The following is an 18,402-nucleotide window of genomic DNA, read 5'->3' as shown; positions in this document are numbered from 1 at the left end:
TAACATTGAATATTATGTAACTATAGATAAATGCAGTAAGTTTTTCAAAATTAATCGAATATGGTGGCGCTGATCTTCTATAAACCAATCACGTTTACGTGATAGTTAATGATATATGTTATGAGCAAGCTTATCGCCTAAGTTGAGTGACCTTTAGTTACTTAGCGATGACGTTTTTGAAAACAGTTCTTCTAAACGTACCATCGTTTGCTTTATTTCTTTTACGCTAGTGGGAGCGATAAAAATAGTATCGTCACCTGCTATTGTACCCAATACACCGTCGGATTTACTTAAACTATCAAGTAAACGCGCAATTAACTGCGCAGCGCCAGGGCTTGTGCGAATGATGATCATCATTTCATTATTTTCAATATCAATGACCAGTTGTCTTAATGGGCTTTTTGCCGTAGGTACACCTAGTTCAGCAGGTAAACAGTAGACCATATCTTGACGAGCGTTACGGGTTCTAACGGCGCCAAATTTGCTTAACATTCTGGAAACTTTAGATTGACTGATATTATCAAAACCCAGTGATTTTAATGCTTCTACAATATCGCCTTGTGAACCAAATTGTTCTTGTTTTAATAAATCTTTAAAGGCGCTTACTAATGCTTCTTGTTTTTTTTGTACCGTTGTCATACTAAATAATCTTCTTTTTCGAGCAAATAGGCTTATTTAATACCTAAGTATTATTTCGTTGCTAGAATTATACGCTATCCTATTAACTCATTACAGGTTAAGGGAGGTTGATCTTTCCGTTTTATTTTTAACGCTTGTTACAGGTTAGTAAATTATGACTCTGTGTTTATTCAATCATTGTGTCAAACGCGAACAAGAATAGTGTACATAAACCCATTCTTTGTTGCGTTATACACATAGTGTTGACGGGGAAGTACGAGAGAATCTTTCGCTATAAATGTTATAGCAATATTAAGACGTTATACTCAATGAATCGTAATATAAACGGGTGTAAAAACGGAGAGATTGATTATCCCTTAATCATTAAACATTGTTTTTTGGCAGCTAATGCATTATCTTTTGGCGACCAAATTTTACGTAAATACTCAAATTTCGGAGAATTCCAATGAAAGTAGCTGTTCTAGGCGCAGCTGGCGGTATCGGCCAAGCGTTATCTTTATTACTAAAAACTCAATTACCAGCCGGTTCTGACTTAGCGTTGTACGATGTTGCGCCTGTTGTACCAGGTGTAGCTGTTGATTTAAGCCATATCCCAACGGCAGTCAATGTTAAAGGGTACGGTGCCGATGATTTAGCATCAGCTTTAACAGGCGCTGACATTGTAATCATTCCAGCAGGTATGCCTCGTAAGCCAGGTATGGATCGTGCTGATTTATTTAATGTAAATGCTGGTATTATTAAAACATTAGCCGAAGGTATTGTGGCTAATTGTCCAAAAGCATTAGTAGGTGTTATTACTAACCCTGTAAATGGTACTGTACCAATTGTTGCGGAAGTATTTAAAAAAGCTGGCACTTATGAAGCTAATCGCGTTTTTGGTGTTACAACGCTAGACGTAATTCGCTCTGAAGCATTTATCGCAGAACTGAAAGGCTTAAATGTAAGTGATGTTAAAGTACCAGTTATCGGTGGTCACTCTGGCACAACAATTTTACCTTTATTATCTCAAGTAGAAGGCGTGACTTTCTCTGATGACGAAGTTGCAGCATTAACGCCACGTATTCAAAATGCTGGCACTGAAGTTGTAAACGCAAAAGCGGGTGGTGGTTCTGCTACTTTATCAATGGGCGCAGCAGCAGCGCGTTTTACATTATCACTTGTTAAAGGTTTACAAGGTGAAAGCGTTGTAGATTACGCATATGTGGCAGTTGAAAATGGCGACGCAGCGTATTTTGCTCATCCAGTACGTTTAGGCAAAAATGGTGTTGAAGAAGTATTACCTTACGGTGAATTAAGTACTTTTGAACAAAAAGCCAAAGAAGATATGTTAGCGACGTTAAATAAAGACATCCAAGAAGGTGTTGACTTTATTAATGGTTAATTAATATTTAGCTTTGAAAAGCCTGAACAGTTTGTTCAGGCTTTTTTATGCCACGCGCTTTATTTTATGTAATTCAATCATTTGTGCTGTTTTGGTCGTTTCTGACCAATGTATCACTTCTAATTTACCGTGATGATCTTCTACGATAAAAGTACAACTCTCTATCCAGTCACCATCATTACAATAAAGAATGCCATCTTTTTCTTTGATGTTTGCATGATGGATATGACCGCAAATAACACCATCAAGCTGCTTTTTTCTTGCCAGTTCAATAGCGGCATCCTCAAACGTTTCAATGGCTTTTTTTGCTTTTTTAATGCGTACTTTCAGGTACTTTGCAAAAGACCAGTAGCCATAACCTAACTGCTTCCTTATGATATTTGTCCAGCGGTTGAGAAATAGCAACAAGTCGTATGCGCTATCGCCGATGTATTTATTAATGCGACTAAAACGAACTACACTATCAAGCTCGTCGCCGTGGATAACAAGTAGTTGTCTTTTATCGACTGTTTCGTGAATAAAAGATTGATGCACTTCAATATTGCCAAAAATATGCCCAGAAAATTCTCTAAAGTTCACATCATGATTGCCGGGAATGTAAATAACACGGCATTGATGTTTAGCCATATTCATTAATTTACTGATCACTTTATTGTGTTGTTCAGGCCAATAAAATCGACGAGATAGTGACCATACATCAATTATGTCTCCTACGAGAAATAGTGTTTCGCATTCTAATCGTTCAAGAAATTGTAACAAGTATTCGGCTTTACAGTCTTTGTAGCCTAGGTGTACATCGGATATCCACGCGGTACGTGCTAAAATTTTTTCAGGTAATGCTGCAGTCATGTCTGTGCCTCTTTTTATTTTTATTAACAGCCTATGAAACACAGGTTTCAAAAAAGCGACAGAAAGATGAACATAATTTTACAGACACGATACTTCGTCTGTGTTGATTTAACGCGTGTAAGCGATGAAAAGTGTATTATACTTTTGGTAAATACGTTGCCTTAGGTGTTATCGTGAAAGCAGCAAAAATTATATTGATAATGCTCACTTTATTTTTTTTAAAGAATAGTATCGCGCAAGAGGTTTATACGTTTTGTTTTGAACGCTGGAAGCCTTATAGTTTTAATAATCAACAAGGAAAAGCTGTTGGTGAAAGTATAACGTTAGTTAAACGGGCAACTGACTTTCTTGGGGTTAAAGCAGAATTCAAAGAACTACCTTTTGCTAGGTGTTTGGCTTCAGTAACATCAGGCAAAATTATGTTTGCTATGCATACGGATGAGACGGAATCCTTACCCTATATTGATACGCCGATTAGCGATTGGCAATTAGCTTTAGCGGTTACTTCTGACAGCCATGTAAGTGACTTATCCCTGAAAATGTTCAAGTCACTGAAAGTGCTAGTCGCGAGATCATATCAATACCCTGACAAGGTCGATGAGTTTTTAACTCACATTAACGCTAAGGTAAAAAAAGCAAACTATTATACGCAAAGCGATGAAGATACAAGAAAACTGTTTAACCATTTAATTTATGGTCGTGTTGAAGCGATGATTGTTGATCGTGTTTGGGCGTCTAAGATGAAAGATGAACTTAATTTACCGATTAAATTATTAACACAAGATCTTTATGTGCAGCCGCAGTATATCGGTTACCAAAATGGGCAAGCAAAAAGAGCGCTTAAGCTAAAAAGCGCATTAGATATGGTGATCAAAAAAACGGTTGAACTGGATTAGTGACTTCTATTTGCTGCTATATGCGCAAGGGCAATAAGCGCCTCTTTATATTCTGATTCTGGTAGAATCGCAATAGCGTTTATTGCTTTATCTGCTTCTTGTTCCGCTATTTTTTGCGCATAGCTTAACGAGCCTGTTTCTTTCATCGCTCGTAATATTTCGTCTAGATTATCCATGCCATTACAATGCTCGATGGCGGAGCGGATAAGTTGACGCTGCTCACTACTTCCGTTGTGCATGGCGTATATGAGTGGCAATGTTGGCTTACCTTCAGCAAGATCATCACCAACGTTCTTCCCCATCTCTTTAGCGTCGGCAGTATAATCCATTATGTCGTCAACTAATTGAAAAGCTGTGCCCAAATACTTACCATAATTGAGCATTGCTTGTTCAATATCTTTAGGTTGATCGGATACGACAGCTGCTAGGCGCGTTGCTGCTTCAAATAGTTTTGCTGTCTTGCAATAAATGACTTGCATGTAGCTTTCTTCACTCGTATCTGGGTCGTTACAATTCATTAATTGTAATACTTCACCTTCAGCGACAATATTGGTGGCGTCAGATAGTATGTCCATAATATGCATGTTATTGAGCTTGGTCATCATCTGAAATGAACGGGTATATAAGAAGTCGCCAACTAAAACACTTGCACTGTTACCAAACAGCGCATTAGCGGTTTCTCTTCCACGTCTCATGGAGGACTCATCGACGACATCATCATGTAATAGTGTTGCCGTATGAATAAACTCAATAATGGCAGCAATATCGATATGTTCATCTGATTGGTTATTTAACGCTCTTGCAGCTAACACTGTAAGCATTGGACGCATGCGTTTACCGCCAGCATTAACAATATAAACGCCAAGTTGGTTGATCAAGGCAACATCAGATTGAAGTTGTTGATAAATTAAACCGTTAACGGCGGCCATATCTTGTTGCGCGAGTGCTTGAATTTGTTGAAGTTCCATAAGAGAAAACTGACAGACTTGTCTTTAATAATGTTACTTTATTTAATGACGCCAAGTTTACACTAAAATAGCTAATAAAGAAGGGGGATATTACCGCCAATCGCAATTAGTCAAAAAAGTGTAAATAAGCTTACAATTATACTTGCGATCATTTTGCTCTTGGCGTAGAATTCGCGCCCTATATTTTTAAATTTATGCGTCATACCCTAGTTAGGCGCAGTACGGAGTAGCAAATGTACGCGGTATTCCAAAGCGGTGGTAAGCAGCACCGTGTTTCTGAAGGACAAACGGTTCGCTTAGAAAAGCTTGAACTTGAAGTAGGTGCTTCAGTAGAATTCGATAACGTTTTAATGATCGCTGATGGCGAAAACGTAAATGTAGGTGCACCTTACATTTCTGGCGGTAAAGTAACAGCTGAAGTTGTTTCTCAAGGCCGTGGAGACAAAGTTAAAATCGTTAAGTTTAAACGTCGTAAGCATTCACGTAAGCAGCAGGGCCATCGCCAATGGTTCACTGAAGTGAAAATTACTGGTATCAACGGCTAATTTAGGAGCATTCTAACATGGCACATAAGAAGGCAGCAGGTAGTACTAAAAACGGTCGCGATTCAGAAAGTAAACGCTTAGGTGTTAAACGTTTTGGCGGCGAAACAGTATTAGCAGGTAACATTATTGTTCGTCAACGTGGTACTAAATTCCACGCTGGTGACAACATGGGTATCGGTAAAGACCACACTTTATTCGCTTTATCTGACGGTAAAGTTCAGTTTGAAGTAAAAGGTCCAAAAAACCGCAAATATGTAAGCATTATTGCTGAGTAATCAGGTTTACCTATTTGAAAAAGCCCTGCTGTGTAGCGGGGCTTTTTTTATGGAGCAAGTAAAATCTCTTATTGGTATTATACTATGACTGTGTAATCTAATTAGCACTGGAGTAAATAAATCCTCATGAAATTTGTCGACGAAGCAGAAATCCGTGTAGAAGCAGGTGATGGCGGTAACGGCTGTGTCAGCTTTCGCAGAGAAAAGTACGTAGAGTTCGGAGGCCCAAACGGTGGTGATGGCGGCGACGGCGGCGATGTCTACTTGATCGCTGATGAAAACCTAAACACTTTGATAGACTATCGTTTCGAACGTTTTCACCGCGCACAACGTGGCGAAAATGGTAAAAGCCGAGATATGACAGGTAAACGTGGCGAAGATTTAGTGCTTAAAGTGCCAGTGGGTACACGTGCTGTAGATGTAGATACAGAAGAACAGTTAGGTGATTTAACTACCCATAAGCAAAAACTGATGGTTGCTAAAGGCGGTTGGCATGGCCTAGGTAATTCACGTTTTAAAAGTAGTACAAATCGTGCGCCACGTCAGAAAACAGATGGTACATTAGGTGAGATACGTAGCTTAAAGCTGGAATTGTTGTTACTTGCTGACGTTGGTTTATTAGGGTTACCTAACGCTGGAAAATCAACCTTAATTCGCAGTGTTTCTGCTGCAAAACCTAAAGTTGCAGATTATCCCTTTACAACGCTAGTGCCTAATTTAGGTGTAGTACGACTTAATGCACAGCGTAGTTTTGTTATTGCTGACATTCCTGGTTTAATTGAAGGTGCCGCAGATGGAGCAGGTCTAGGAACACAGTTTTTAAAGCATTTAGAGCGTTGTCGCGTGCTATTACATGTTGTCGATGTTATGCCTATTGATGGCTCTGATCCGCTCGAAAATGCGCAGACCATTATCAACGAATTGGAAAAGCATTCAGACAAATTGGCTGATAAACCTCGTTGGTTAATATTCAACAAGGTCGATTTAATGCTTGAAAAAGAGGCGAAAGAAGTTACAGAACGCATTATTAAAGGGTTAGACTGGCAAGATCGCGTTTTTGAAATATCAGCCTTTAATAAGCAAGGAACAGAAGAGCTTTGCCAAGAGTTAATGACCTTTATTGAAACGCTTCCTGGTGAAATTGAAGAAGAAACACCAGAAGATAAAGCGGTTGAGTTTAAGTGGGACACTTACCATCAAGAAGCCATTGATGAAATTGATGATGATCTTGATGATGAAGACTGGGATGAAGATGATTATGACGTAGAGGTCGAATACCGACGTTAATTAAATCTACACGAATTTTAAAAAAGCGAGCGTAATGCTCGCTTTTTTGTAAAGTTAAAATACAGTTTGTAATTAGGCCAACTCTTCGTTATTTATCTTACTTTGAACGACTTTCGTTGGTTGTCTTGCGAAATAAAGATAAAAGCCAGTCACTAGAAAAAACACTGGCGTTAAGCTGATGATTAACCAAAGTAGTTTAATAGGCCAACCAATGAATTCCCCAACGTGAAAGGGGTATCTAAAGTTCCACACTTGGGTAACCACATTCGTCTTACTTGCATCAAAATGCTTAATTGGAACGCCTGTTTCTGGTGACAACCAAACCCACGAATTTCCGTGCGCTTCTTCAGGTTGCGTGTACCGTAAACTTATAGGTTCATTCGGCTTTATCGGCAAATATATGCGGTATAATGTTGCCTGTGGAAATGTCTTTTGACCGTTAATTAGCGCATTATTCAGCGCGACAATGGTATTCTTTTGCGTTTTAACTTGTGGCTTAATAGACGATTGTATTTCATCGACAAACAATAAATTTAGCGTGAATTTAATCTGATCCTTCCAGTGAAAGGCCATGCCTGAAACAGCAATTAATAATAAGGGTACAAATAGAATAACGCCCATTAAGTTATGTAACTGAGCATATTTTATTTTATTGTTTGCTTTCCACCTTACTTTTAAACGTCTCAGTGGCTTTTTGGGCTTTAACCATAAATAGCCTCCTAAAAATAACTGTAAAACTAAACAAAGGCTTGCGATCGACATAACTACTTTTAGGGGCTTATTCGTATTATCAAGAGCTAGCCAGCGATGAAATGCCATTAAAAAACCGTAAAATGTTGAATAATAATCGTATTGATGTATAACCGAGCGAGCTTCTGGATCAACATTTAGATAGTTACCGTTTGCCAGTCTAACTTGCCACGGTGCCGTTGTTTCTTTAGGTAAGGTAATGAACGCAACCTTTACATTATATTGCTGTTCAATTGAGCCTATTACTTGTTCAACGTTAATTGCAGATATAGATTCAGGGATTGTCCACTGTTGAGGAAATAGTGAACTTTGAATGTCTTTTGCATAGAGTAAAAGTGCGCCGGAGATAGATAATGATAGCAGAAATAGTGCACTTGTTAGTGCGAGCAGTAAATGTATCCGACGCAGTATTAATTTCATGATAATGTCTACCGATAAGTAACCCTTGCCAAATATGTCTCACTACTTGGCAAAGGGGCAACTTAAAACTTGTAGTTAACTCCCATGGTTATAGTGGTGCCAAGCCCTTTTAAGTTATAGCCATTGTAACTATACATTTGTGAGCGCGTTGGATAGTAATCTTTGTTAAATAAGTTCTCTATACCGCCAAACAATTGCCAATCTCCAATTTGATGACTTGCTGAAAGGTTGATCGTAAAGTAACTGTCAATTGGTCCTTGATCTCCAACCCACTGGCCATTTTGTTGCGTAAATTTATTTCTATCAGCAACGTAAAGCAACGTCGCCATTAACTGAGTTTCTTCATTTGGTTGCCAGTTTACCTGCATACTCGCCTTTGGGGCACTTATTTGCTTTCCACCTAAATGTTCATTCGTCGCGGTATTGGTTCCTTCAACTTTACTTGCCGTTGCATGTACGTTCAATGCATCACTGATACGGTAGCTAACGGCTGTCTCTAGTCCCCATATTTCTTGTGGAGCGCGAACTGGCATATAAACACCGGTAACGGCATCAAATTTATTGGTTGTACCTAATTCTGAAGTACTCCGGTAAGCTGAAAACTCTACACGTAAATCGTCAAAATCACTAACAAATCCAACTTCATAGTTGTCAATTACAGATGCTTCTGTTCGAATATCGGCGATATCTGTCACTGTTGCGGTTCTAAGTAAGCGACCAATATCTGAAATATCTGCACCTTGAGAGTAACTGATAAACGGTGAAAAAGTATGATGGTAGTTGTACTTTACCGCTACGTTATAAGTGGTTGCGTCGTACTCTAAAGTATCACCTGTTACTGGCATTGCTACTGAGCATTGGCTTGGTGTTCTACATAGCTTAAGGGTTTGATAATCATTAACTTGTAAGTCAATTTGTTCACTTCTAACACCTGCTTTTACGATTATATCGTTATTGAAATGCCACTTAGATTGAAGGAAAAAAGCTTGGTTTTTCATATCCATTTCTGGCACCCACATACGTCCATCTAGCAAAGGTTGTGAGGTAATATCTTGCAACATGTCAGTGCCGTAAATGAATGTGGCTTCTAGGTTGTTAAAATCAACGACTGTATTAAACGTAACGCGCATCCCTTCCTTTTCGGATTTAATCATTGATTGACCGCCGTCATAGCCTTCGTCTTGATTAGCCAAGTTTGTAGAAAAGAAAAAGACATTTTCAATATCTTGTTTGTATAAATCGAGCGTAAGTGCAGTATCGGCAAAAATATTGTCGTCAGTATACTTCAACATAATATTATGATTACCGAGAGGTCCTTGAGGAGAGCCAATTAATCGTTCACCGTTAGGTGACTTAATAGCATATGTTTTTTCACCACTATTAATGCTTCCTACCACGTCAATTAAGTCAGTTTCTTGTTGCGATTCATAGTAGTTATAGGTTAACTGAACACTTTTTTCATCATCAAAATAGTAGTTAAACTTGGTAAAAATGTTTTCAGTGACGGTATCACTCAAGCCATATTTTAAACCTAATATGTCTCCTTCCGCATCTCGTTGAACGCCATTTTCTTCATAACTCCCGCTAACCACATAAGACAACTTTTCAAGTTGGCCGTGGATAGTTCCTGTAATGCGTTGTCCAGCACTATTATCTAATTTAACCGCACTAAACCTACTTGAAAGACTTATTTCGCCCGCTAATGTTTTATCTGTAACCGCCTTTTTAGTGATGTAATTGATAATGCCTCCTGCAGCACCATTACCAAAAATGGACGTAGCACCTTTGATAACTTCAATACGTTCAATCACTGAAGCATCTAAGGATCTAATACCGAGTGAACCGTTTCTAAGAGGAGTGGATTGTGGCACTCCGTCAATCATTACCAGTGGATTGCGTCCACGAAGGGTTTGACCTGAGTTACTTGAGGTACCTGTCGTTGGCCCCATACCAGGAACAAGTGCCGCCAATATATCTTGTAATTCAGGCGTTATTTTCATTTGTTGAGCAATTTCTTTTTTAGAAATGATAGTGACGGTAGCAGGCACTTCGTCAATACTTTCTTCTATGCGACTACCGGTTACGATTACTCGTTCAATTGTTTTATCATCGAAATATTGATTAGTATCATAATTATTGGTGTATGCGTTAGGTGATAAAAGAAATGCAATAATAGTGAGAGGAAAAGGTAATGTTTTCATGATTATCCGAATTCAAGTAAAAAATTTCAAACGAATAGTAATGAAAATCGTTATCATTTGCAACTGTGCTTTAGTGAATCGGGTGCAATCAGCACAAAATATGAAATAACCTTAACGTTGAAGCCATTCGTTATGGCACATAGATGGGAATGTAAGGTAAACTTCGCGTTCATTGTAATAATAGGATTAATTATGACCGTGCTTTCAATGATTGTCGCACATGCGGCTGATCGTGTTATTGGTAAAGACAATGATATGCCTTGGCATTTGCCGGCAGATTTAGCTTATTTTAAAAACACAACACTAGGTAAACCAGTGATCATGGGAAGAAAAACCTATGAATCTATTGGCCGTCCGTTACCTGGTCGATTAAATATCGTTATCTCTCGTGATGATAACTATAAAGCCGATGGCATTACTGTTGTTACCTCGGTAGAGCAAGCGTTGCACGAAGCTGGCGATGTTGAGGAAATTATGGTGATTGGTGGTGGTGCTATTTATCAACATTGCTTACCAAGTGCTCAACGTTTGTATGTCACGCATATTGATGCAGAAATTGATGGAGATACACAGTTTCCAGACTATAGTGAAGGTTGGCAAAAAGTCAGTAGTGAATTACGTAAAGCTGATGAGAAAAATGCCTATGATCTCGATTTTTGCGTTTATGAACGCATTTAATATCAATTGTGCATAAAAATTAAATACTGGTATTACGATGTATCCGTTAAAATATATTGAGCCTGTTTTTCGACCGCCTAGTGAATGGAAAAGCTTAATTCTGCAAGTCACCAATGGCTGTTCATGGAATAAGTGTACGTTTTGTGAAATGTATACAACGCAAGCAAAACGATTTAAAGCGAAAAAGCTCGCAGATATAGAGCAAGAGATTATTACTGCAGCACAATCACCGTTAGCGCCACATCGTATATTTCTCGCCGACGGCGATGCAATGATGCTGCCATTTCGGCAGCTTAAATCAATTTTACTCTTGATAAGAGAGTACTTGCCTTCTGTAACACGTGTTTCTAGTTATTGTTTACCCAGAAACTTGGGGAACAAAACCGTAGAACAACTGAAAGAATTGCAAAGCCTAGGGTTAACCCTTGTCTACGTTGGCTGTGAAAGTGGTGACGATCAAGTACTGGATCTAATTGAAAAAGGTGAAACCTTTGAATCGTCTTTAACTGCGTTGAATAAGCTAAAAGCGGCCAATATCAAAAGCTCTGTGATGATCTTAAATGGTTTAGGTGGCACTCATTACTCAGCTCAACATGCTATACAGTCTGCTAAATTAATGAATGCAGCTCAGCCGAATTACTTATCAACATTGGTCGTTTCCTTTCCTTTAGGCATAGAGAGGTTTGCTGCTGGATTTAAAGGTAACTTCAAGATGTTAGATCAGCATCAGCTATTTGAAGAAATGCACTTATTGTTATCACACCTTGATCTTGAGAAGACCATTTTTCGTTCCGATCATGCATCAAATTATTTGGTGTTAAAAGGCATACTCGGCAAGGATAAAGCACTAATGTTGTCGCAAGTAGAACAGGCAATGACAAAGCCTAATACCGTACCGCTAAGACAAGAGTGGCAGCGCGGCTTGTAACGTATTGACGTATAAATACTAAAAAGGCACCTTAGCGGTGCCTTTTTAAAATTTTTAACATGTAGATTAAAGTTTAAACTCTCTCACTGATTGTTGTAGCTCTTCGGCAAGTTGAGCAACTTCGCTACTTGATTGCGCTGTTTGTTGAGAGCCTGATGTGGTTTGCTCTGCAATCGCTACAATTGATTCTAAGTTTTCACTAATTTCATGTGCAACAGTGCTTTGCTCTTCAGCGGCACTGGCAATTTGAGAACTGCGGTCAAACGCTTCATGGACGGCATGTGTTATGACTTCTAGCGCTTTTTCAGCTTCACCACTTTGAACTACACATTCCGACGCCTGCTTCTTACCGGTCTCCATTACTGCTACCGCTTTTTCGGCGCCAGTTTGCAGCACTTCAATCATGTTTTGAATTTCTTGGGTAGACTCTTGTGTTCTACTTGCTAATGTTCTTACTTCATCGGCAACTACCGCGAAGCCACGGCCTTGTTCCCCTGCGCGGGCGGCCTCAATTGCAGCGTTCAATGCTAATAAATTAGTTTGCTCTGCAATTCCTCTGATCACGTCTAAAATGCCGCCAATAGACGCACTATCTTGTTGTAACTTATTGATCACTTGCGAGGCATCTTCAACTTCATTGGCAAGTTGTTCAATGGTCATACGGTTACGGTTTGATATGCCTTTAATTCTTTCAGCTTCATCATCTGCTTGCTTAATTTCACCTAGTGCATCATTGGCACTTGAAAGTACGCTTTGCGAAGTGCTACTCATTTCTGTAGTAGCAGAAGCTGCTTGTTCAACTTGAGTGCGCTGTTCTTCAATTGCTGTTGTACTCTGAGCAGTTACTGCTGACGTTTGTTCTGCTGCTGTAGCTAATTGTGTTGAACGACTAACAATACCATTAATTAGGTCACGTAAACTGTCAATCACGGTATTACAATTACGCGATAGTTGGGCAAATTCATCTTTACCTGAATCATCCAGTTTGCGAGATAAATCGCCTGAAGCAACGACATTTAAAATGTCATTTACGCGGGTAAGTGGACGGGTAATACTAATTAACACGAAGAATGCGATACCAGCGGCTAAGCCAATAGAAACTAGCATAATAATCCAAGTAACGGTTGTACCTGTATTCACAGATTTTTCAACTAACGTACTTGCTTCACTCGTTGTTTCATTTGCTAGCTCTACTTGAGTTGCTAACACTTTCTTCGCCAGTGCAATATTTGTATCGGCTTCTTCGAGTTGAGCTGTAGCTTGAGCAATCGCACTGAGTTGGGCGTTCTTAATTGTGAAGATACTAGCGCTGCTTAGCAGTAAATCATCAAGGTTATTTTCAATACTTGTGAGTTCATCAGCAATGTCATCCGCATTATTTAATGCCAGTTCATTGTTAATTTCTCGAATCACACGTTTCGCATTTTCATAGCCGTTTGTAATTTGGCTTTCAACTAATTCAGTCGCTTGAATATCTTTTAGATCTCGGTACTCGAAAGATGAAGCTACCATGCCATTTAGTTGAGATTCAAGCTGTTCACCTAATGATACAGCGCGTTGTAATTTGGTATCGGCTAAATCATGGTCAGCTAAATCTAGCATTAATGTTGCAGCATCATCTGCTTTTTCTTCTAATACATCTACGGTATCAAGCGCAATATTGTATTGCTCAATTGCCGCTTTACGGTTACTAAAAACGGCATTAATGTTTGCTTGAACGTTATTGTGAATATCTTCGATTTTTGCAAGGTTGTTTAAGAGAACCTGTTCTTTACTCACAATTGATTTTAATTTTTTATGCTCACTAATAAACTCCTGATTAATGGCATTAAAACGTTCTAAGTTATCAGCTAATCCTACTAATTCTGTTTGGTAGTAGCCTCGCAACGTTAACCCGCCAATTTGACTTAGTTGGTTCGCTAATGCGGTACTTGAACTTAACGTTGGAATTGCAAGCGTGCTCTGTTTGAGTGTTGCATGGTGAATGTTGTTTAGATTACTTAAAGAGATAACGCTTGTAATTATGAGTAAAACAGCAATGATGGAAAATCCACCAATAATTTTTACTTTTACAGTCAAATTCATTGAGACCACCAGTAAGTTTATTTAGGGTGTTGAAACAAAAAAGCAGGTATTTTTTATTTATTGTTTAACGTATATCGGCAAGCAACCTACTTTCTTTAACTGCTAGTATAACAAGCTTGAACTGAATTTCATCTTTACTTCAAGCTTTTATCGTATTCTTTTTGAAATTTATACTGATGTCGAGTTAATGGTTATTATAGTGCTTGCTGAGTGATATATTTTTTATCATGCCAACGCAGCAAGGTCAATTGCCCTCCCCAAACACAACCTGTATCAAGTGCATAAATATGCTTTGTTGTAACTTTACCTTCTAACGCTGCCCAATGTCCGAAAATCCAATGTGCTTGCGTCAGTTGTTTTTTTGTTTGGGTGAACCACGGGCTCAATTTTTTCGGTGCGTTGCTTGGGGAAGCTTTGCAATCAAAGTCTAAGCTACCATCAGCATAGCAATAACGCATGCGGGTAAATGCATTAATGGTAAATCGAAACTTGTCTTCTTTGTTTTTCACTTTTAGCCAACTATTTGGTTTTTCACCGTACATAATTGATAACCAATGACGCCTTTTTTTGCCTGAAATTTTAGCTTCTGCAAATCTAGCACATTCAATTGCGTCTTCAATTTGCCATTCAGGGGATAGTCCAGCGTGTGACATATAGACACTTTCGTTAGGTAATTTTCTCAACAATGGTTGCTGCGCGAGCCAGTTGATAATTTCGTCGATATCTGGTGCATCTAATAGTTCAGAGAGTTGGTCTTTGGCCTTTTCTTTTTTGATGCCTTCATAAGTCGCTAATAAGTGCAAATCATGATTACCTAGAATAGGTTTAACGGCATCTCCTAAAGAGATTAAAAATTTCAACGTTTGATATGATGCTGGACCGCGAGCAATCATATCACCAGCAATCCATAACTGATCTTTGCTAGGATCAAACGAGGCTTTATCAAGTAATAATCTAAGTTCCTGATAACACCCTTGAATATCGCCGATAAAATAAATAGCCATCGGGTTAATGCAAGATATGAGGTGTCGCTAAACGAAAAACTGGAATATCAACTTTTACAGGGACATTTTGGTTATCAATCATTTGATAGTGTCCTTGCATTGTACCTACTGGCGTTTTTAGCGCACATCCACTGGTATACGTAAAACTTTTACCGGGTTGAATAGTGGGTTGCTCACCAATCACACCTTCACCTACGACGGTTGATTTTTCATCGTTAGCATCGGTGATCAGCCAGTAGCGAGACAATAACTTTATTGGTATTGAACTATTATTCGTTATGGTAATTGTGTAACTAAAAACATAGCGTTGATCTCTTTCGCTCGACTGGTTGTCGATATAATGTGTTTCAACACTTACTGTAATATCAGTTGGTTTAATGTTCATTTTTTTTCTGATCAACCAGGTAATTAGCTAACGCGATGTATTGATCTAACGTTATGTTTTCTGGACGTAAACTTGCATCAATCCCTAAAGATTCTATCGCAGTAATATCAATTAACTTTTTGAAACTATTACGGATAGTTTTTCTCCGTTGATTGAATGCAGTTGTACAAACTTGATTTAGTGTCGCTAAGTCCTTAACAGGATTCGCAATAGTTTTATGTGGTACTAAACGAACAATGGCCGAATCTACTTTGGGGGGCGGTTGAAAAGCCTCTGGTCCAATTTCCATAACGGGGATTACCTGACACTGATATTGAGTCATGATGGATAATCTACCATAGGCTTTACTGTTAGGCCCAGCAGCCATTCTCTCTACAACTTCTTTTTGCAACATAAAATGCATATCTTTTACTGCGTCACGAAAACTCAGTAAATGAAAGATAAGAGGTGTTGAAATATTATAAGGTAGGTTACCAAATATTTTTAATGGCTTATCTTCACTACATAGGGTAGTGAAATCAAACTTCAATGCATCTTGTTCATAAATGGTTAAATGTTTCGCCAAAAATGGATGATGCCTGAGTCTATGGGCAAGATCTCGATCAAGCTCTACCACTGAAATATCACCAGCTCTTTCGATAACTGGTTCTGTTAAAGCGCCTAAACCTGGACCAATTTCAACTAAATTTTCACCAGGCTCTGGATTAATTGCGTCGACAATTTGACTTATAATGGCTTGGTCATGAAGAAAGTTTTGTCCAAAGCGTTTTCGCGCCTGATGGCCTAAATGGCTATTTTTACTCATTGATGTAAAAGGTACCTAATTTCTAGCGTTTTGATTATTTGCGAGCTCAATAGCGGTAGATATTGCTTGTCTAAAGCTTCCAGCGTCTGCGTTATTCGTACCAGCGAGCTCGACAGCTGTGCCGTGATCTACTGAGGTTCTTATAAAGGGTAAGCCTAGTGTAATGTTTACAGAATTACCAAATCCTTTATATTTTAAAACAGGCAAACCTTGATCGTGAAACATAGTTAAAATGGCATCAGCATCTTGCAAATACTTTTCGTGGAAAATCGTATCGGCTGGTAATGGTCCGATCAAATTCATGCCTTGTGCGCGCATTTCATCAAGAGCAGGGTTCATTACTTCGATTTCTTCTCTACCTAAATGACCATCTTCGCCAGCATGTGGGTTGATACCACAGACATAAATTTTGGGTGATTCAATACCAAATTTTTCAATTAAATCATGGTGTAGTATTTGAGTTACTTTTTGCAGACGTTCATGCGTGATGGCTTTTGATACATAGGCAAGCGGAATATGCGTAGTTACGAGTGCCACTCTTAGCCCTTCTGTTGCTAACATCATGACAACATCGGAGCAATTTGCTTGATGCGCAAAATATTCAGTATGACCACTAAAGGCAATACCTGCCTGATTAATTAGCCCTTTATGTACAGGACCGGTTACTACCGCATCAAAATCACCATTGATATTTTTTTCACAAGCAATTCTGAGCGTCTCTACTACATAGTGTCCATTTGCTGGGTTTAGTTGACCCGTGATGCATGGCTCTTCGAGTTCCACCGATAAAATTGTCATCGTACCGGCCTGATGAGTTACTGCCGGTAGCGTGTCATCATAATCTAAGAATTCAATGTCAACATTAAGCTCTTTAGCACGAGCCTGCATTAAAGACTTTGCGGCTACGACTACAATTTGTACTGGCCAATCTTGCTGAGCAACTTTGATCATTAAGTCTGGTCCGATACCGGCTGGCTCGCCTGGCGTTATCGCGATACGATTTACCATTGTTTAGCTTACTCCAGAATTTCGATGTACGCTTCGTCGCGCATTTCTTTTAACCAACGAGCACTTTCCATCGCATATTTACGCTTGTAAAGAATTTGATTAGCGCGGTTCTCATTCATTTGTTGCGTGGCATCAAGTGTACGTCTGCCTGTTAATTCTGCTAAATGCCAACCAAACGAAGAGCGAAATGGTTGTGATACTTCATTAACGTCTAATTTAGCTAACGTATTGGAGAATGCAGGATCAAATGAACTTGGGTCTGCCCAGCCTAAATCACCACCTTTAACAGATGTAGGCCCATCAGAGTGCTCTTTCGCCAGCTCTGCAAAATCTGCTTCACCTGAGATAATCTGCTCTCGCAAATTCATTAACATTTCTTTTGCTTTAGCTTCACTTAAAATAATTGTCGGTTCTATGAGAATATGACGAGATTTTACTTCTTCTACTTCTACGACTTGACGACCGCGAATATCCTGTATTTTCACGATACTGAAACCTAAGCCTGTTCTAATTGGGCCTAAGATTGTGCCTTTGTCTTTACCGTCAACAAGTTCAGAAAATAGCGTAGGTAATTCGTTAATACCACGCCAACCTAAATCACCGCCTTCGAGTGCATTTGAACCGCCAGAAGAAGCGATAGCAATACGTGTAAAGTCTGACCCGTCATTGAGTAAAGCTATGACTTTTTCTGCACGTGTTTTAGCGGCATTAATATCTGCTTGTGATGGTTCTGGTGGGAACTCGATGAGAATGTGCCCTAATCGATATTCTACATCATTGTTTGTTTGCTCTTTCATCACTGCGAGTAAGTTAGCAGTTTCTTGTGGTGATATATAAATACGACGACGAACGGCATTGCGTGTTACCTCACCGGTAACAAGTTCTTGGCGTGCATTTTCACGGTATTTTTCATAATCGAGACCTTCGTTAATAATTGATTGACGAAATTCTTCGAGTGTTAAGTTATTGTCTTGAGCAATGGCTGTTAAGGTATCGTCTAATTGCGCATCACTGATTTGAATGCCCATGCGCTCACCCAATTGACCTACGAGATTGTCGTCAATGAGCTTTTCTGTTACCTGTACGCGAAGTGCAGTGTCACTCGGTAGTGTTTGGTTGTTCTTTTTAGCTTGTTGCCTGATTTTACTCAGTAAGTCCTGAATTTCAGATTCTAATACCACACCGTCATTGACGATTACGGCTACACGATCAAGCTCAACTTCTTTCGCTGATGTATAACTGCTTATTAAGGCGCATGCCAATACAAAAGATTTAAATAAGGTTTTCATTAAATTATG

General features: G+C 39.0%; 18 protein-coding genes. 7 read left to right on the top strand and 11 right to left on the bottom strand.

The features are described 5' to 3' along the window. Positions 1–153 precede the first annotated feature (153 nt). Positions 154–639, bottom strand: a complete 486-nt coding sequence (gene argR, locus QUE09_RS14860) for a transcriptional regulator ArgR (RefSeq protein ID WP_286233632.1) — start codon at positions 637–639, stop codon at positions 154–156. Positions 640–1,084: 445 nt separating this feature from the next. On the opposite strand from argR, the gene mdh reads away from it, so the two are divergent. Further along, a complete protein-coding gene (gene mdh / locus QUE09_RS14855) occupies positions 1,085–2,020 on the top strand; it encodes a malate dehydrogenase (protein WP_286233631.1) in 936 nt (311 codons plus the stop codon). 45 nt (positions 2,021–2,065) lie between these two features. Here the strand turns inward: mdh and QUE09_RS14850 are convergent, their stop codons facing one another. After that, positions 2,066–2,869, bottom strand: a complete 804-nt coding sequence (locus tag QUE09_RS14850; RefSeq protein ID WP_286233630.1) for a UDP-2,3-diacylglucosamine diphosphatase — start codon at positions 2,867–2,869, stop codon at positions 2,066–2,068. A gap of 173 nt (positions 2,870–3,042) precedes the next feature. Between QUE09_RS14850 and QUE09_RS14845 the strand changes: the two genes are divergently transcribed. Continuing rightward, a complete protein-coding gene (locus QUE09_RS14845) occupies positions 3,043–3,765 on the top strand; it encodes a substrate-binding periplasmic protein (protein WP_286233629.1) in 723 nt (240 codons plus the stop codon). On the opposite strand, the gene ispB is transcribed toward QUE09_RS14845, so the two are convergent. Further along, the gene (gene ispB, locus QUE09_RS14840; RefSeq protein WP_286233628.1) at positions 3,762–4,733 is read right to left on the bottom strand and encodes an octaprenyl diphosphate synthase; all 972 of its coding nucleotides are present in this window, start codon (positions 4,731–4,733) and stop codon (positions 3,762–3,764) included. The two genes, QUE09_RS14845 and ispB, sit on opposite strands and share 4 nt — an antisense overlap. Positions 4,734–4,966: 233 nt before the next feature. On the opposite strand from ispB, the gene rplU reads away from it, so the two are divergent. The 3 genes from rplU (at position 4,967) to cgtA (ending at position 6,840) form a co-directional block, all read left to right on the top strand. Continuing rightward, the gene (gene rplU, locus QUE09_RS14835) at positions 4,967–5,278 is read left to right on the top strand and encodes a 50S ribosomal protein L21 (protein ID WP_074498722.1); all 312 of its coding nucleotides are present in this window, start codon (positions 4,967–4,969) and stop codon (positions 5,276–5,278) included. A 17-nt stretch (positions 5,279–5,295) separates the two neighbouring features. Continuing rightward, on the top strand, positions 5,296–5,553 hold the full coding sequence (rpmA, locus tag QUE09_RS14830) for a 50S ribosomal protein L27 (RefSeq protein ID WP_286233627.1): 258 nt from the start codon (positions 5,296–5,298) through the stop codon (positions 5,551–5,553). Between the two features lie 126 nt (positions 5,554–5,679). Further along, positions 5,680–6,840: an Obg family GTPase CgtA gene (cgtA, locus tag QUE09_RS14825; RefSeq protein WP_286233626.1), complete on the top strand. Its 1,161-nt coding sequence runs from the start codon at positions 5,680–5,682 to the stop codon at positions 6,838–6,840. Between the two features lie 72 nt (positions 6,841–6,912). On the opposite strand, the gene QUE09_RS14820 is transcribed toward cgtA, so the two are convergent. Further along, positions 6,913–8,010, bottom strand: a complete 1,098-nt coding sequence (locus QUE09_RS14820; protein WP_286233624.1) for a PepSY-associated TM helix domain-containing protein — start codon at positions 8,008–8,010, stop codon at positions 6,913–6,915. Between the two features lie 62 nt (positions 8,011–8,072). After that, complete coding sequence (locus QUE09_RS14815) at positions 8,073–10,211, bottom strand: TonB-dependent receptor (RefSeq protein WP_286233622.1); 2,139 nt, start codon at positions 10,209–10,211, stop codon at positions 8,073–8,075. A gap of 192 nt (positions 10,212–10,403) precedes the next feature. On the opposite strand from QUE09_RS14815, the gene folA reads away from it, so the two are divergent. Beyond that, positions 10,404–10,889 carry a type 3 dihydrofolate reductase gene (gene folA / locus QUE09_RS14810; protein ID WP_286233621.1) on the top strand — a complete coding sequence of 162 codons (486 nt, stop codon included), beginning with the start codon at positions 10,404–10,406 and terminating at the stop codon, positions 10,887–10,889. Positions 10,890–10,926: 37 nt separating this feature from the next. Next, positions 10,927–11,817 (top strand): radical SAM protein, encoded by an 891-nt coding sequence (locus tag QUE09_RS14805; RefSeq protein WP_286233620.1) that lies wholly within the window; start codon positions 10,927–10,929, stop codon positions 11,815–11,817. 66 nt (positions 11,818–11,883) lie between these two features. Here the strand turns inward: QUE09_RS14805 and QUE09_RS14800 are convergent, their stop codons facing one another. The 6 genes from QUE09_RS14800 to surA form a co-directional block, all read right to left on the bottom strand. Further along, positions 11,884–13,902: a HAMP domain-containing methyl-accepting chemotaxis protein gene (locus QUE09_RS14800; protein ID WP_286233619.1), complete on the bottom strand. Its 2,019-nt coding sequence runs from the start codon at positions 13,900–13,902 to the stop codon at positions 11,884–11,886. Positions 13,903–14,096: 194 nt separating this feature from the next. Beyond that, positions 14,097–14,906, bottom strand: a complete 810-nt coding sequence (locus QUE09_RS14795) for a symmetrical bis(5'-nucleosyl)-tetraphosphatase (protein ID WP_286233618.1) — start codon at positions 14,904–14,906, stop codon at positions 14,097–14,099. A gap of 4 nt (positions 14,907–14,910) precedes the next feature. After that, positions 14,911–15,291, bottom strand: a complete 381-nt coding sequence (gene apaG / locus QUE09_RS14790; RefSeq protein WP_286233617.1) for a Co2+/Mg2+ efflux protein ApaG — start codon at positions 15,289–15,291, stop codon at positions 14,911–14,913. Next, positions 15,281–16,096 carry a 16S rRNA (adenine(1518)-N(6)/adenine(1519)-N(6))-dimethyltransferase RsmA gene (rsmA, locus tag QUE09_RS14785; protein ID WP_286233616.1) on the bottom strand — a complete coding sequence of 272 codons (816 nt, stop codon included), beginning with the start codon at positions 16,094–16,096 and terminating at the stop codon, positions 15,281–15,283. The genes apaG and rsmA overlap by 11 nt, the downstream gene beginning before the upstream one ends. 15 nt (positions 16,097–16,111) lie before the next feature. Then, entirely contained in the window at positions 16,112–17,104 is a 993-nt protein-coding gene (gene pdxA, locus QUE09_RS14780; protein WP_286233615.1) for a 4-hydroxythreonine-4-phosphate dehydrogenase PdxA, read from the bottom strand. A gap of 8 nt (positions 17,105–17,112) precedes the next feature. Further along, positions 17,113–18,393: a peptidylprolyl isomerase SurA gene (gene surA, locus QUE09_RS14775; RefSeq protein WP_286233614.1), complete on the bottom strand. Its 1,281-nt coding sequence runs from the start codon at positions 18,391–18,393 to the stop codon at positions 17,113–17,115. Positions 18,394–18,402: the final 9 nt, after the last annotated feature.

It is taken from the genome of Thalassotalea sediminis, from assembly GCF_030295915.1.
GTDB lineage: Bacteria > Pseudomonadota > Gammaproteobacteria > Enterobacterales > Alteromonadaceae > Thalassotalea_C > Thalassotalea_C sediminis.
Note: the sequence above shows the minus strand (reverse complement) of the source record. Positions and strands in the feature narration are given on the sequence as shown.